The 13,091-nt window shown below is 65.4% G+C and carries 16 protein-coding genes; 9 read left to right on the forward strand and 7 right to left on the reverse strand.

What is annotated here, in order from left to right:
* Positions 1-56 precede the first annotated feature (56 nt).
* The 8 genes from AC07Y4_RS18545 to AC07Y4_RS18580 all read left to right on the forward strand — a co-directional run bounded on the left by AC07Y4_RS18545 (position 57) and on the right by AC07Y4_RS18580 (position 5,791).
* The gene (locus tag AC07Y4_RS18545) at positions 57-440 is read left to right on the forward strand and encodes an Mth938-like domain-containing protein (protein ID WP_062472996.1); all 384 of its coding nucleotides are present in this window, start codon (positions 57-59) and stop codon (positions 438-440) included.
* Between the two features lie 144 nt (positions 441-584).
* Positions 585-1,061 carry a peroxiredoxin gene (locus tag AC07Y4_RS18550; RefSeq protein ID WP_062472998.1) on the forward strand — a complete coding sequence of 159 codons (477 nt, stop codon included), beginning with the start codon at positions 585-587 and terminating at the stop codon, positions 1,059-1,061.
* 217 nt (positions 1,062-1,278) lie between these two features.
* A complete protein-coding gene (locus AC07Y4_RS18555; protein ID WP_487849232.1) occupies positions 1,279-3,087 on the forward strand; it encodes a PhoH family protein in 1,809 nt (602 codons plus the stop codon).
* A 155-nt stretch (positions 3,088-3,242) separates the two neighbouring features.
* Complete coding sequence (locus AC07Y4_RS18560) at positions 3,243-3,617, forward strand: VOC family protein (protein WP_062473002.1); 375 nt, start codon at positions 3,243-3,245, stop codon at positions 3,615-3,617.
* Positions 3,618-3,623: 6 nt separating this feature from the next.
* Positions 3,624-4,073 (forward strand): EVE domain-containing protein, encoded by a 450-nt coding sequence (locus tag AC07Y4_RS18565; protein ID WP_070059600.1) that lies wholly within the window; start codon positions 3,624-3,626, stop codon positions 4,071-4,073.
* A 43-nt stretch (positions 4,074-4,116) separates the two neighbouring features.
* Positions 4,117-4,566: a GyrI-like domain-containing protein gene (locus AC07Y4_RS18570; RefSeq protein WP_487849233.1), complete on the forward strand. Its 450-nt coding sequence runs from the start codon at positions 4,117-4,119 to the stop codon at positions 4,564-4,566.
* Positions 4,563-5,042, forward strand: a complete 480-nt coding sequence (locus tag AC07Y4_RS18575; protein ID WP_487849234.1) for an MGMT family protein — start codon at positions 4,563-4,565, stop codon at positions 5,040-5,042. The genes AC07Y4_RS18570 and AC07Y4_RS18575 overlap by 4 nt, the downstream gene beginning before the upstream one ends.
* Positions 5,042-5,791: a helix-turn-helix transcriptional regulator gene (locus tag AC07Y4_RS18580; protein WP_487849235.1), complete on the forward strand. Its 750-nt coding sequence runs from the start codon at positions 5,042-5,044 to the stop codon at positions 5,789-5,791. Before AC07Y4_RS18575 ends, AC07Y4_RS18580 begins: the two co-directional genes overlap by 1 nt.
* Positions 5,792-5,811: 20 nt before the next feature.
* On the opposite strand, the gene dnaB is transcribed toward AC07Y4_RS18580, so the two are convergent.
* The 7 genes from dnaB to ppsA all read right to left on the reverse strand — a co-directional run bounded on the left by dnaB (position 5,812) and on the right by ppsA (position 12,041).
* On the reverse strand, positions 5,812-7,218 hold the full coding sequence (gene dnaB, locus AC07Y4_RS18585; RefSeq protein ID WP_062473012.1) for a replicative DNA helicase: 1,407 nt from the start codon (positions 7,216-7,218) through the stop codon (positions 5,812-5,814).
* Positions 7,219-7,390: 172 nt separating this feature from the next.
* Positions 7,391-7,843, reverse strand: coding sequence for a 50S ribosomal protein L9 (rplI, locus tag AC07Y4_RS18590; protein WP_056583114.1), 453 nt, complete (start codon positions 7,841-7,843; stop codon positions 7,391-7,393).
* A gap of 15 nt (positions 7,844-7,858) precedes the next feature.
* Positions 7,859-8,140, reverse strand: a complete 282-nt coding sequence (rpsR, locus tag AC07Y4_RS18595) for a 30S ribosomal protein S18 (RefSeq protein WP_007830781.1) — start codon at positions 8,138-8,140, stop codon at positions 7,859-7,861.
* A 21-nt stretch (positions 8,141-8,161) separates the two neighbouring features.
* Entirely contained in the window at positions 8,162-8,476 is a 315-nt protein-coding gene (gene priB / locus AC07Y4_RS18600; protein WP_487849236.1) for a primosomal replication protein N, read from the reverse strand.
* 4 nt (positions 8,477-8,480) lie between these two features.
* A complete protein-coding gene (rpsF, locus tag AC07Y4_RS18605; RefSeq protein ID WP_062473016.1) occupies positions 8,481-8,855 on the reverse strand; it encodes a 30S ribosomal protein S6 in 375 nt (124 codons plus the stop codon).
* Positions 8,856-8,971: 116 nt separating this feature from the next.
* Positions 8,972-9,430, reverse strand: coding sequence for a hypothetical protein (locus AC07Y4_RS18610; protein ID WP_487849237.1), 459 nt, complete (start codon positions 9,428-9,430; stop codon positions 8,972-8,974).
* Between the two features lie 214 nt (positions 9,431-9,644).
* The gene (ppsA, locus tag AC07Y4_RS18615) at positions 9,645-12,041 is read right to left on the reverse strand and encodes a phosphoenolpyruvate synthase (RefSeq protein ID WP_062473021.1); all 2,397 of its coding nucleotides are present in this window, start codon (positions 12,039-12,041) and stop codon (positions 9,645-9,647) included.
* 193 nt (positions 12,042-12,234) lie between these two features.
* On the opposite strand from ppsA, the gene ppsR reads away from it, so the two are divergent.
* A complete protein-coding gene (gene ppsR / locus AC07Y4_RS18620) occupies positions 12,235-13,056 on the forward strand; it encodes a posphoenolpyruvate synthetase regulatory kinase/phosphorylase PpsR (RefSeq protein WP_062473023.1) in 822 nt (273 codons plus the stop codon).
* Positions 13,057-13,091 lie beyond the last annotated feature (35 nt).

Raw genomic sequence — 13,091 nt, forward strand, 5'->3', positions numbered from 1 at the left:
CGGGCCTCGTGTCACTAGGGAAAACCTATAATTTGACCACAGTTCCCAGTGCCCCGATGAAGCTCCAGCCCGACAAATCCGACGTCCAGACCCTCACCGCACACGGCCCCGGCTGGGTCGCGATCAACAACGAAAAGGTGGAGGGCAGCGTGGTCGTGGGTTCGCGTGGCGAACGCTTTGCCTGGGATTGCACGCGTTTCGACCAGCTGGGCCCCGAACAATTCGCGCAATTGGCCTCGTTGGGCGCCGAATTGGTCATTTTCGGCAGCGGCAACCGCATCCGATTTCCCCAGCCGGCCTGGCTGCAGCCCCTGATGGCGCAACGCACCGGCGTGGAGACCATGGACACCCCGGCGGCCTGCCGCACCTACAACATCCTGGCCGGCGAAGGCCGGCACGTCATCGCCGCCCTGCTCGTCGAGAGCCCGGCGGGTGGCTGAGAGAGGGGTTTTCGAGGTAAAATACCGGGTTGCGAACCGGCCAGCTACCCCAAGTTAGCAACGACCAATCCTCCGTTCATCGAGCAAGCCCGAAAAAGGCTGAGAGGGCTCGGAGAACGGAATCTAACGGAGAAAACAAGTTTCATGGCGATCGTTGTCAACAAACCCATTCCTGAATTCGACGCCAACGCCACGGGCGGCATCAAGGTTTCGAACACCTCGCACCTCGGCCACGTCATGGTCATGTATTTTTACCCGAAAGATAACACTCCGGGTTGCACGACCGAAGCGATGCAGTTCCGCGACCACTACAAAGACTTCGAAAAAGCCGGTGCCACGGTCTTCGGCGTGTCGCGCGACAACATGAAGTCGCACGACGAATTCAAGGCCAAGCTCGAACTCCCCTTCGAACTGATTGCCGACACCGAAGAAAAAATGTGCCACATGTTCGGCGTGGTCAAGAACAAGATCATGTACGGCAAGAAGGTCAAGGGCATCGAGCGCAGCACTTTCCTGATCGGCGCCGACGGCATCCTGAAGGCCGAATGGCGCGGGCTCAAGGTTCCAGGCCATGTCGAAGACGTCCTCAAGGCCGTCAAGGCACTCAAGAAGGCCGCCTGATCGCGCCGCAAGGCACCGGGCGTGCGCTTTTGCATCAAGTCGTGGGAATTGCCCCACGCGGTGTGCAAAGAGCCTCTGGTGCGTCTTTTGCGGTGTGCATAATGGCCTCATGCCGTTGAGCTCCACGACCGCATCCTCCGAACGAAGCCGCCTGGGTCTACAGGCGGCTTTTTCGTTTTCCGGCCCTCCTCTTTCTTCCTTGCGAGCGACCTGACCCATGCCATTGCCTCCCGCCCCCACAAAACGCGCCGCATTGCTCTCGCCGGATGCCATCGACGCACCCGCCCGTCCCTCGCACAGAAATTCGCGCCGCTCCGGCGATTCGCGCGACGACGCCCCCGCCAAGAGCGGACCTCAGCCGCTGGAGCTGTTTGACAACCTCGGCACGGAAGGCGGCGGCGGCGATGCGCCTGTCGCCCGCCCGGCACGCCGCGCGAAAACCAAGGCTGCACCCGCCCCGGCACCCACGTCGGCACCGGTGAGCGCACCGCAGCAGCAACAACAACCCGCGATGGTGCAGGTCGAGACGCGCGTGCCCACGCCCGCCCCGGCAGCCGCCACGCCTATCGCGGCGCCCCAGCAGGCCCCGGCACGCCCCAAGCGCAAGTCCACCGGCCCCGCCAAGCTGTTCGTGCTCGACACGAACGTGCTGCTGCACGACCCGATGTGCCTGTTCCGCTTCGAGGAACACGACATCTTCCTGCCGATGATCGTGCTGGAAGAGCTCGACGGCCACAAGAAGGGCACGACCGAAGTCGCGCGCAACGGCCGCCAGACCAGCCGCACGCTCGACGCGCTGGCCGCCGCGCAGGACGCCGACATCGACAAGGGCCTGAAGCTGGACACCACCGGCCACCGCGAAGCCGGCGGGCGCCTCTTCTTCCAGACCGCCCCGCTCGACTACTCGCTGCCGATCAGCCTGCCCCAGGGCAAGGCCGACAACCAGATCCTGGGTGTGGTGCACGCGCTGCGCGACGAGTACGCCAAGGACCGCCCGGGCAAGCCGAAGCAGGAAGTGGTGCTGGTGTCCAAGGACATCAACATGCGCGTCAAGGCGCGCGCGCTGGGCCTGGCCGCCGACGACTACCAGAACGACAAGACGCTGGAAGACGGCGACCTGCTCTACGCCGGCTCGCTCGCGCTCCCGCCCGATTTCTGGACCCGCCAGAGCAAGACGGTCGAAAGCTGGCAAAGCGGCAGCAACACCTTCTACCGGATCAGCGGTCCGCTGGTGCCTAACCTCTACATCAACCAGTTCGTCTTCTTCGAGGCGCCCGGCGAACCGAGCATGTACGCGCGCGTCACCGAAATCCGCGACAAGACCGCGGTGCTCAAGACGCTCAAGGACTACAGCTCGGGCAAGAACGCGGTGTGGGGCGTGAACACGCGCAACCGCGAGCAGAACTTCGCGATGAACCTGCTGATGGACCCCGAGATCGACTTCGTCACGCTGACCGGCACCGCCGGCACCGGCAAGACCCTGATGGCACTGGCCTCCGGCCTCACGCAGGTGCTCGACGACCGCCGCTACACCGAGATCATCATGACCCGCGCCACAGTGAGCGTCGGTGAAGACATCGGCTTCCTGCCCGGCACCGAGGAAGAAAAGATGGGCCCCTGGATGGGCGCGCTCGACGACAACCTCGAGTTCCTGGCCAAGGGCGACGGCGGCGGCGCCGGCGAGTGGGGCCGCGCGGCCACCAACGAGCTGATCCGCAGCCGCATCAAGGTCAAGAGCATGAACTTCATGCGCGGCCGGACCTTCCTGAACAAGTACGTGATCATCGACGAGGCGCAGAACCTCACGCCCAAGCAGATGAAGACGCTGATCACCCGCGCCGGCCCCGGCACGAAGATCATCTGCATGGGCAACCTCGCGCAGATCGACACGCCCTACCTCACCGAAGGCTCGTCGGGCCTCACCTTCGCGGTTGACAAGTTCAAGGGCTGGCCGCATGGCGGGCACATCACGCTGGCGCGCGGCGAACGCTCGCGCCTGGCCGACTTCGCAAGCGACGTGCTCTAGATTCATCGGCACCGGCCGACACAAGCCCGCGCATGCTCCGGGAGCATCGCGGGCTTTTTTTCGCCCGCCATGACAGGCTACTGACAAGACGTTGTCAGGAGGCGGCTCGCACCATCCAGGCTCCTTCCAACGCAACGAACGAAAGAGAGCTCTTCATGACCACCCATGCCATCACCTGGTTCGAGATTCCGGTCGCCAACCTGGACCGCGCCCAGGCCTTCTACGAAACCGTGCTCGCGCGCAAGCTGCGCCGCGAAGACTTCGGCGGCAACCCGCTGGCCGTGTTTCCCTACGACGACCCCGCCACCGGCGGTGCGCTGAAGCCCGGCGCCAACACCAGCGCGCAGGCCGGCAGCGGCATCCGCGTCTACCTCGACTGCATGCCGAGCATCGATGCCGTGCTCTCGCGCGTCGAAGCAGCCGGCGGGCAGATCGTGGCGCCCAAGTCGGCGCTGCCGCCGGGCATGGGCTTCATCGCCCACCTGCGCGACACCGAAGGCAACGAAGTCGGCCTGCACGCCCCGGCCTGAGACACCATGGCACAACGCAACTGGATTGCGGTCGCCAGCGCCGAGCACGCCCGGCGCGGCCGGGACCACCGGCCGCTCGGGTTCATGCAGGTGGGCCACGGCAAGCTCGCGCCGCTCAAGCGTGTGGCGGCGGGCGATCGCGTGGCCTACTACGCACCGGCCACGGTGTTCGGCGGCACGGACAAGCTGCAAAGCTTCGTGGCGCTGGGCATCGTGCAGCCGGGCGATCCGTACGAGTTCGACATGGGCAACGGCTTCGTCCCGTGGCGCCGCGACGTGGCCTATGTCGCCGCGCACGAGGCGCCCATCGCCCCGCTGATCGAACGCCTGGCCTTCATCGAAACCCCGAAGCAATGGGGCTACAAGTTCCGCTTCGGCCTGTTCGACATCACCGACATCGACATGAAACTGATCGCGCAGACGATGAAGGCTGAACCGAAGGCGCTCCTGTTTTGAGCGCCTTCGCCCTCCTCATCCGCCACTTCCGGAGAAAAAACGCATGGACCCCATCCGCCAACACCACGACGCCTTCCGCGTCGCCGGCCTCACGGTACGCACCACCAACCGCGAAGAGGTCGACCCCGCCACCGCACGCATCGGCGCGCTGTGGAACCGCTTCTTCGGCGAACAGACCTACGAGTCGACGCCGCACCGCACCAGCGACACGCGCATCTTCAGCGTCTACTCCGCCTACGAATCGGACGCGCACGGCGCCTTCGACATGACGGCCGGCGTGGCCGTCTCGGATGGCACCAACAGCGTCGCCATCGAAGCCGGCGACTACCTCGTGTTCAGCGGCCGCGGCGAGATGCCGCAGATGGTGATCGCCACCTGGCAGCGCATCTGGCAGTATTTCGAGGCGCACCCGGAAATCGTTCGCCGCTACCGCAGCGATTTCGAAGCCTACGAGGGGCCGGACGCAGTGGCGATCCACATCGGAGTCTCATGAGCACACGCAAGGGCTGGCGCGACAGGCTGGCCGGCTACCCGAACCTGCCGAACGTGAAGGCCATTCCCCCGGCCATGCGCGCGCGGCACGGCGAGGGCACCATCGCCACGCCCTCGCCGGCCGAAGTCGAGGAAGCCATGCGCGGCGTGCCCGAAGGTCGGCTCGCGACCGTGCTCGGTATCGGCGAAGACATCGCGGCACGCCACCAGACCACCATCGGCTGCACCGTGACCACGGCCATCTTCGCCCACATGGTGGCCCACGCCACCGAGGAAGCCATGATGACGGGCGCCGGTCGCACGCCAGGCACGCCGTACTGGCGCACGCTCAAGATCGGCGGCGAGCTCAACCCGAAGTACCCGGGTGGCATCGAGGCCCAGATGTCGCGCCTCGAGGCCGAAGGCCACACGGTGGTCCAGCGCGGCAAGCGCTACTTTGTCGAGGACTTCGCCAGGAAGCTCGTCGGAACGCGTTGATGCGACGCGCCGACCGCCTCTTCCAGCTCGTGCAGCTCATCCGCGGCCGCCGGCTCACCACGGCCGCCTTTCTGGCGCAGCGCCTGGAGGTGTCCGAGCGCACGGTGTATCGCGACGTGGCCGACCTGCAGCACCAGGGCGTGCCGATCGAGGGCGAGGCCGGCGTCGGCTACCGCCTCGGCGCGGGCTTCGAGCTGCCGCCGCTGATGTTCACGCAAGACGAAGCGTCGGCGCTCGTGGCCGCCGCGCGCATGACCCAGAGCTGGGTCGACCCAGCCATGGCGCGCAACATCGAGACGGGCCTTGGAAAGATCCTGTCGGTACTGCCGCCAGCGGCGCGCGTCTCGGCCGAGGCGCTGGCGCTGTATGCGCCCGCGCTCGGCCTCGACGACGCCCTGCGCACCCGGCTGCAGACACTGCGCGAGGCCGTGCAGGCCCACCAGAAACTGCAGCTGCACTACCGCGACGTCTCGGGCGATGCCAGCGAGCGCACGGTGCGACCGCTGGGCTGCTTCTATTGGGGCAAGGTCTGGACGCTCTCGACGTGGTGCGAGCTGCGCAACGATTTCCGCGGCTTCCGGGTCGACCGCATGGAGGCCGTGGAGGTGCTCGACACGCGCTTCCAGGACGAACCCGGCAAGACACTGGCCGACCTGCTGCGGCAGGTGAAGGCCGAGGCGGCGCGGCACAAGGAGTGGGCGCAGAAGCCGCCGGCCTCGACACCCGGGCCCGACAGCGAAGCCAGCTGACGACCTGGCGTGCGAGCCGGTCAGTACTCGTCGTTGTTGCTGTAGCCCACCAGGTTCTCGAACTTGGTGATCGGCTTCAGGAAGGCCAGCTTCACCGTGCCGGTCGGGCCGTTCCGGTGCTTGCTGATGATCACCTCGGCCACGCCCGGTTCCTTCGACTCCTTGTTGTAGTAGTCGTCGCGGTAGATGAACATGATGATGTCCGCGTCCTGCTCGATGGCGCCGGATTCGCGCAAGTCGCTCATCATGGGGCGCTTGTCGGTACGCGCTTCCACGCCGCGGCTGAGCTGCGACAGCGCGATCACCGGGCACTTCAGTTCCTTGGCCAGCATCTTCAGGCCGCGCGAGATTTCACCCACGGCCGTGGCGCGGTTCTCGTCGCCCGAGCTGCTGGTGGACATGAGCTGCAGGTAGTCGACCACGATCAGGCCGAGGCGCCCGTACTGGCGCGCGAGCCGGCGCGCATTGGCGCGCAGTTCGCTGGACGAAAGGCCCGGCGTCTCGTCGATGTGCAGCGACACCGTGCGCAGCTTCTCGATGGCCTCGGTCAGGCGCGGCCACTCCTCGTCGCTGAGCTTGCCGGTGCGCAGGTGGCCCTGGTCGATGCGGCCGATGGAACCCACGATACGCACCGCCAGCTGGGCGGCGCCCATTTCCATCGAGAACACCGCCACCGGCAGCCCCTCTTCGAGCGCCACGTGCTCGGCGATGTTGATCGCCAGCGAGGTCTTGCCCATCGAGGGACGCGCGGCCAGCACGATCATGTCGCCCGGCTGCAGGCCCGAGGTCATTTTGTCGAAGTCGTTGAAGCCCGTGCGCACGCCCGTGATGTCGTTCGGGTTCTCGGCCATCTCGGTCACGCGGTCGAGCAACTCGACCACCAGGGAATCCATGCTCTGGAAACCCTGCTTCATCCGCGTGCCTTCTTCGCCGATGTTGAAGATCTTCTGCTCGGCTTCGTCCAGGATCTTGTCGACCGGCTTGCCCTGCGGATTGAAGGCGTTGGTCGCGATCTCGTCGGCGGCGGTCACGAGCTTGCGCAGGATGGAGCGCTCGCGCACGATCTCGGCGTAGCGTCGGATGTTGCTCGCGCTCGGCACGTACTGCGCGAGCGAGTTCAGGTAGACCAGCCCGCCGATGTCGTCGGCCTTGCCGAGGTTCTGCAGCTGCTCGAAGACCGTGATCACGTCGGCCGGCTTGCTGGCATTGATCAGCCCGCCGATGGCCGCGTAGATCAGCTTGTGCTCGTGGCGGTAGAAGTCGCCGTCGACCAGCAGGTCGCCCATGCGGTCCCAGGCGCCGTTGTCCAGCAGCAAGCCCCCCAGCACGCTGGATTCGGCCTCGATGGAATGAGGCGGAATGCGCAATTGCGCGATCTGGCGGTCGGCCGACGAATCATTGTCGGCATAGGAGAAAACGGCGGACATGGACTTCCCTTGCAACCCTGCATGCTAAGCCGCGCAGGGCGCGGCGTGTGTGGACAAGGTTGTTAATAAACAGTGAACTTCCGGTGCGGCGAGGTGGACAACTCGCGCGCAGAAAAGAAAAAGCCGCCCGAAGGCGGCTTTCTTGCGTCAGCGCACCGGGCGCTGCGAACGATCAGGCGGTTTCGCCGTAGACCGTGACGGTGATCTCGACGACCACGTCGGTGTGCAGCGAGACGCTCACGGTGTTGTCGCCGACGACCTTGATCGGGCCATTGGGCAGACGCACTTGCGACTTGGCAACCTTGTAGCCCTGCTTGTTCAGCTCTTCGGCGATGTCGCCGTTGGTGACCGAACCGAACAGACGGCCATCCACGCCAGCCTTTTGGGTCAGCTTGACGGTCGAGCCGGCGAGCTTTTCGCCCTGGGCTTGCGACTCGGCCAGCTTGGCGGCCGCAGCCTTTTCGAGTTCGACGCGCTTGGCTTCGAATTCGGCCTTGTTGGCAGCGGTGGCGCGGCGGGCGCGGCCCGAGGGGATCAGGAAGTTGCGTGCGTAGCCGTCCTTGACCTTGACGATGTCGCCCAGGCCGCCGACGTTCAGAACCTTGTCCAGAAGAATGATTTGCATGGTGTGTGCTCCTTCTTAGACGCGGTGCTGGTCGCTGTACGGCACCATGGCCAGGAAGCGCGCGCGCTTGATGGCGGTGTTCAGCTGACGCTGGTAGATCGCGCGCGTGCCGGTCAGGCGTGCGGGGATGATCTTGCCGTTTTCGCTGATGAAGTCACGCAGCGTGTCGATGTCCTTGTAGTCGATTTCTTCGACGCCAGCGACGGTGAAACGGCAGAAGCGCTTGCGCTTGAACAGCAGCGACTGGGTGTTGCGCTTCGGGCGCTTGTCTTTGTTGAATTTCTTGAACGTGGCCATTGGGGGACCTCTTGTCGAAAATTAATCTTGCTGAAAATCCTGGATGTGCAGGACCGGATGCTTGCCGTTGCCCGGTGTCGCGAGAAACCCCTGGAATCGCCAGAGACTTCCCATCGACTGCGCTGCGAGCCGCTCGGCGATGGCGCCGAACGCAACAGCCTTGAGGGCCGTCTTCACCTGCCGGGGCCTCCCCGCCTCTTGGAGCGTCGACTCATGGTCGAGCTTCAGATCGAGGGCGGGCAGGCCGGCTGGCGTGTATCGCAGGGTTCCGAGTTCGGCGACAGAGGCGGTCAGCAGAAGCTGGTTGACCCCGGTCGCCGCAGCGGCAGCCGTCACGCCATCAGTTGTTGTTGGCGGCGTATTCGGCCTGCTGGGCCTTGCGGGCCTCTTCGCGCTCGACCGTCTTCATCATCGACGAAGGACCGGTGTCGGCCTTCTTCTTCTGAACGGTCAGGTGACGCAGCACGGCATCGTTGAACTTGAACGCGTGTTCCAGTTCACCCATCACGGCTTGTTCAGCTTCGATGTTGACGCACAGGTAGTGGGCCTTGTTGAGCTTGTTGATCTGGTAAGCCAGCTGACGGCGGCCCCAGTCTTCAACGCGGTGGACCTTGCCGCCGCCGGCCGTGATCAGGCCCTTGTAACGCTCCAGCATGGCCGGAACTTGTTCGCTCTGATCCGGGTGGATGAGCAAGATGATTTCGTAGTGACGCATGGCACTCCTTGTGGATTCTTCCGTGGAAGAGGAAAAGCCACCCGCAGCGTCGGGCGCGGTATGGCAAGGCAAAGCCGGCGATTATAGCCCTGTGTTGCGCGATCCGGCAAGGCACCTCAGTCGTTGAGGGCCTTGTCGAGGGCGGCGGCCTTCTCCGCGCCAACGGCGGCGCGGATCTTGGGTGCCAGTGCCAGGAGGTCTTCGTAGCTGGTCGTGCCTTCGACCTGAAGGTTGAGCCGGAAGCCCATCAGGCCCAGGCTGCCGGTCAGCTGGGTGGCGATGGGGTATGCGTCCTTGTAGCGCTGCTGGCGGCTGCGACCGGAAGACGCAGCCGGCGGCGGGGCCGCCGAAACTGCAGGCGCCGCGGCTGGCGGCTGGCCGGCCAGAGGCGCTAGCAGGCCCAGCGCAACCATCTGATCGACCTCCTCGCGCCCGATGCCCAAGCCCGAGGCCAGCACGTCGTCGATCGAGCGCTTGCCGTCGAACTGGATGAAGGCCGAGCGCTGGCGCGGCGTCAACGGCACCGAGCGGTCCTTGAGGACCTGCTGTCCGGCTTCCGTCTTGACAAGAATCATGGGGGTCTCCGGCGAAGTGCTGACACGGGCCCTGACGGGCCCGCATCACCTCAGGCAGGCAGCCGGATTGCGCCGCCTGCGAATGTCACGAGTCTGACACCGGAAACGCACTTTGTTTCATTTGCACGGGCAGGCACGGGGGGAATCCCCCATGGGGATTTCCGCCATTCGCCGCGTTGCGTCACACGGCGGTGCATGCCCGCCGCGCGCGGACTCAGCCTCTCTGGGCGAGCTGCTGCCAGGTGTCAATCACGCTGTCCGGGTTCAGCGAGATCGACTCGATGCCCTGCTCCGCCAGCCACAGCGCGAAGTCCGGGTGGTCGCTGGGGCCCTGGCCGCAGATGCCGACGTACTTGCCTTCGGCCTTGCAGGCCTTGATGACGCGGCTCAGCAGCGCCTTGATGGCCGGGTCGCGCTCGTCGAAGTCGGCCGCCAGCAGCTCCAGGCCGGAGTCGCGGTCCAGGCCCAGCGTGAGCTGGGTCAGGTCGTTCGAACCGATCGAGAAGCCGTCGAAGAACTTCAGGAACTCTTCCGGCAGCACGGCATTGCTCGGCACCTCGCACATCATGATCAGCTTGAGCGCGTTCTCGCCGCGCTTGAGGCCATGCTCGCCCAGCAGCGTGGTCACGCGCTCGGCCTGGCCCAGCGTGCGCACGAAGGGCACCATGATCTGCACGTTGGTCAGGCCCATGTCGTTGCGCACGCGCTTGAGCGCCTCGCATTCCATGGCAAAGGCCTCGCCGAAGTCGGCGCTCAGGTAACGCGCCGCACCGCGGAAGCCCAGCATCGGGTTTTCTTCTTCGGGCTCGTAGCGGCTGCCGCCGATCAGCTTGCGGTACTCGTTCGACTTGAAGTCCGAGAGACGCACGATGACGGGCTTGGGCCAGAACGCAGCGGCGATGGTCGCCACGCCCTCGGTCACCTTGTCGACATAGAACGCGCGCGGCGAGGCATGGCCACGGGCCACCGACTCGACGGCCTTCTTCAGGTCGTTGTCGACGTTCGGGTAGTCGAGGATCGCCTTCGGGTGCACGCCGATGTTGTTGTTGATGATGAACTCGAGGCGGGCCAGGCCCACGCCGTGGTTCGGCAGCTGCGCGAAGTCGAAGGCGAGCTGGGGGTTGCCCACGTTCATCATGATCTTCAGATCGATCTCGGGCATCACGCCGCGCTGCACCTCGGTCACTTCGGTCTCGAGCAGGCCGTCGTAGATGAAGCCGGTGTCGCCCTCGGCGCAGCTCACGGTGACGAGCGTGCCGTCCTTCAGCAGGTCGGTGGCGTCGCCGCAGCCGACCACGGCCGGAATGCCGAGTTCGCGCGCGATGATGGCCGCGTGGCAGGTGCGACCGCCACGGTTGGTGACGATGGCGGCGGCGCGCTTCATCACCGGTTCCCAGTTGGGGTCGGTCATGTCGGTGACGAGCACGTCGCCGGCCTGCACCTGGTCCATTTCGCTGATGTTGTGCACGATGCGCACGGCACCGGTGCCGATCTTCTGGCCGATGGCACGGCCTTCGGCCAGCACGGCGCCCTTGCCCAGCAGCTTGTAGCGCTGCTCGGCCTTGCCCTGCTGCTGGCTCTTCACCGTTTCGGGACGCGCCTGCAGGATGTAGAGGTGGCCGTCGGTGCCGTCCTTGCCCCACTCGATGTCCATCGGGCGGCCGTAATGTTCTTCGATCACCAGCGCGTAGCGGGCCAGTTGCTCGACGTCGGCGTCGCTCAGCGAGTAGCGGTTGCGCTGCTCGGCCTTGACGTCGGTGGTCTTGACCAGCTTGCCGCTCGCCTTCTTCTCTTCGGGCGTGGCGAACTCCATCTGGATCAGCTTGGAGCCGAGGTTGCGGCGGATCACGGCCTTCTTGCCGGCCTTGAGGGTCGGCTTGTGGACGTAGAACTCGTCGGGATTCACCGAGCCCTGCACCACCGTCTCGCCCAGGCCATAGCTCGAAGTGATGAACACGACCTGGTCGAAGCCCGACTCGGTGTCGATGGTGAACATCACGCCGGCGGCGCCGAGGTCGGAGCGCACCATGCGCTGCACGCCGGCCGACAGCGCGACCACGTCGTGCTCGAAGCCCTTGTGCACGCGGTAGCTGATGGCGCGGTCGTTGTACAGGGAGGCGAACACCTCCTTCATCTTGTGCAGCACGTCGTCGATGCCGACCACGTTCAGGAAGGTTTCCTGCTGACCGGCGAACGAAGCGTCGGGCAGGTCTTCGGCGGTGGCCGAGGAGCGCACGGCGAACGATGCGGCGGGGTTGCCGGCGCTCAGCGTGGCAAAGGCCTCGCCGATGGCTTTTTGCAGGTCGGCCGGGAACGGCTGGGCCTCGACCATGGCACGGATTTCGGCGCCGGCCGCGGCCAGGGCGCGCACGTCTTCGGTGTCCAGCGCAGCCAGGCGCTTGCTGATCTTGTCGGCCAAGCCGTCGTGCGCCAGGAATTGGCGGAACGCGTGGGCCGTGGTCGCAAAACCGGTCGGCACGCGCACGCCCTGTGGCAGCTGCGAGATCATTTCGCCGAGGCTGGCGTTCTTGCCGCCAACCGACTCGACGTCGGTCATCCTCAGGTTTTCAAATGGCACGACCAGTGCGGTCGCCTCGAAAAGTGCAGACATGGGGAAGCTCCAGAAGTTGAAACCGGCGCTGCATGCAGACGGCGCAGCACGATCGTTGTCGTTGCTTTGGGTGCGGTCGCGGTGTGCATGGAAAGAATTCGAGGGGGTTGGGAAAGCGGATTCCCGATAATGGCCCGGATTGTAGGCGTGGCAGGTCGCGCGCGCCGCAGGACTCCGCCGCAAAAGCAACACCATGCATACACGCACCGTTTTCTTCGTCTCCGACGGCACCGGCATCACCGCCGAAACCTTCGGCAATGCCGTTCTGGCCCAGTTCGAGATGAAGCCGCGCCACGTGCGGCTGCCATTCACCGACACTGTCGACAAGGCGCACCAGGCGGTCCGGCAGATCAACCACACGGCTGAAGTCGAGGGCGTTCGGCCCATCGTCTTCACCACGCTGGCCAACATGGACGTGCTGGGCGTGATCGAAACCGGCTGCAAGGGCATGCTGCTGGACATGTTCGGCACCTTCGTGCGGCCGCTCGAAATCGAGTTGGCCATGAAGTCGAACCACCGCATCGGCCGCTTCAGCGACGTCAGCAAGAGCAAGGCCTACAACGACCGCATCGCGGCCATCGACTTCAGCCTGCAGCACGACGACGGCCAGAGCCACCGCGACCTGGAAGGCGCCGATGTGATCCTGGTCGGCGTGAGCCGCAGCGGCAAGACGCCCACTTCGCTCTACCTGGCGATGCAGCACGGCCTGAAGGCGGCCAATTACCCGCTGATTCCCGAAGATTTCGACCGCCGCCAGCTCCCGCCGGCGCTGAGCCCGCACCGCAAGAAGATCTTCGGCCTGACGATCCAGCCCGAGCGGCTGAGCGAGATCCGCAACGAACGCCGGCCCAACTCACGCTACGCCAGCCTGGAGAACTGCCGCCACGAAATCAGCGAGGCCGAGGCCATGATGCGGCGCGCCGGCATCCGCTGGCTCTCGACGACCACCAAGTCGATCGAGGAAATCGCGACGACGATCCTGCAGGAGCTGCGGCCGGAGCGGTTGGTCTACTGATCTGCTAGCTTTTCAGTAGCAAGCACCGCCCGCCC

This window comes from Variovorax sp. GW460-12-1-14-LB1 (assembly GCF_059423605.1).

Bases quoted from the DNA above. Each gene is read 5' to 3' on its own strand.
- rplI (WP_056583114.1), bottom strand. From the start codon at position 7,843: ATGCAAATCATTCTTCTGGACAAGGTTCTGAACGTCGGCGGCCTGGGC.
- AC07Y4_RS18560 (WP_062473002.1), top strand. From the start codon at position 3,243: ATGACCACCCATGCCATCACCTGGTTCGAGATTCCGGTCGCCAACCTG.
- dnaB (WP_062473012.1), bottom strand. From the start codon at position 7,218: ATGTCCGCCGTTTTCTCCTATGCCGACAATGATTCGTCGGCCGACCGC.
- AC07Y4_RS18550 (WP_062472998.1), top strand. From the start codon at position 585: ATGGCGATCGTTGTCAACAAACCCATTCCTGAATTCGACGCCAACGCC.
- AC07Y4_RS18580 (WP_487849235.1), top strand. From the start codon at position 5,042: ATGCGACGCGCCGACCGCCTCTTCCAGCTCGTGCAGCTCATCCGCGGC.
- ppsR (WP_062473023.1), top strand. From the start codon at position 12,235: ATGCATACACGCACCGTTTTCTTCGTCTCCGACGGCACCGGCATCACC.
- rpsF (WP_062473016.1), bottom strand. From the start codon at position 8,855: ATGCGTCACTACGAAATCATCTTGCTCATCCACCCGGATCAGAGCGAA.
- AC07Y4_RS18555 (WP_487849232.1), top strand. From the start codon at position 1,279: ATGCCATTGCCTCCCGCCCCCACAAAACGCGCCGCATTGCTCTCGCCG.
- AC07Y4_RS18545 (WP_062472996.1), top strand. From the start codon at position 57: ATGAAGCTCCAGCCCGACAAATCCGACGTCCAGACCCTCACCGCACAC.
- AC07Y4_RS18565 (WP_070059600.1), top strand. From the start codon at position 3,624: ATGGCACAACGCAACTGGATTGCGGTCGCCAGCGCCGAGCACGCCCGG.
- AC07Y4_RS18575 (WP_487849234.1), top strand. From the start codon at position 4,563: ATGAGCACACGCAAGGGCTGGCGCGACAGGCTGGCCGGCTACCCGAAC.
- AC07Y4_RS18570 (WP_487849233.1), top strand. From the start codon at position 4,117: ATGGACCCCATCCGCCAACACCACGACGCCTTCCGCGTCGCCGGCCTC.
- AC07Y4_RS18610 (WP_487849237.1), bottom strand. From the start codon at position 9,430: ATGATTCTTGTCAAGACGGAAGCCGGACAGCAGGTCCTCAAGGACCGC.
- rpsR (WP_007830781.1), bottom strand. From the start codon at position 8,140: ATGGCCACGTTCAAGAAATTCAACAAAGACAAGCGCCCGAAGCGCAAC.
- ppsA (WP_062473021.1), bottom strand. From the start codon at position 12,041: ATGTCTGCACTTTTCGAGGCGACCGCACTGGTCGTGCCATTTGAAAAC.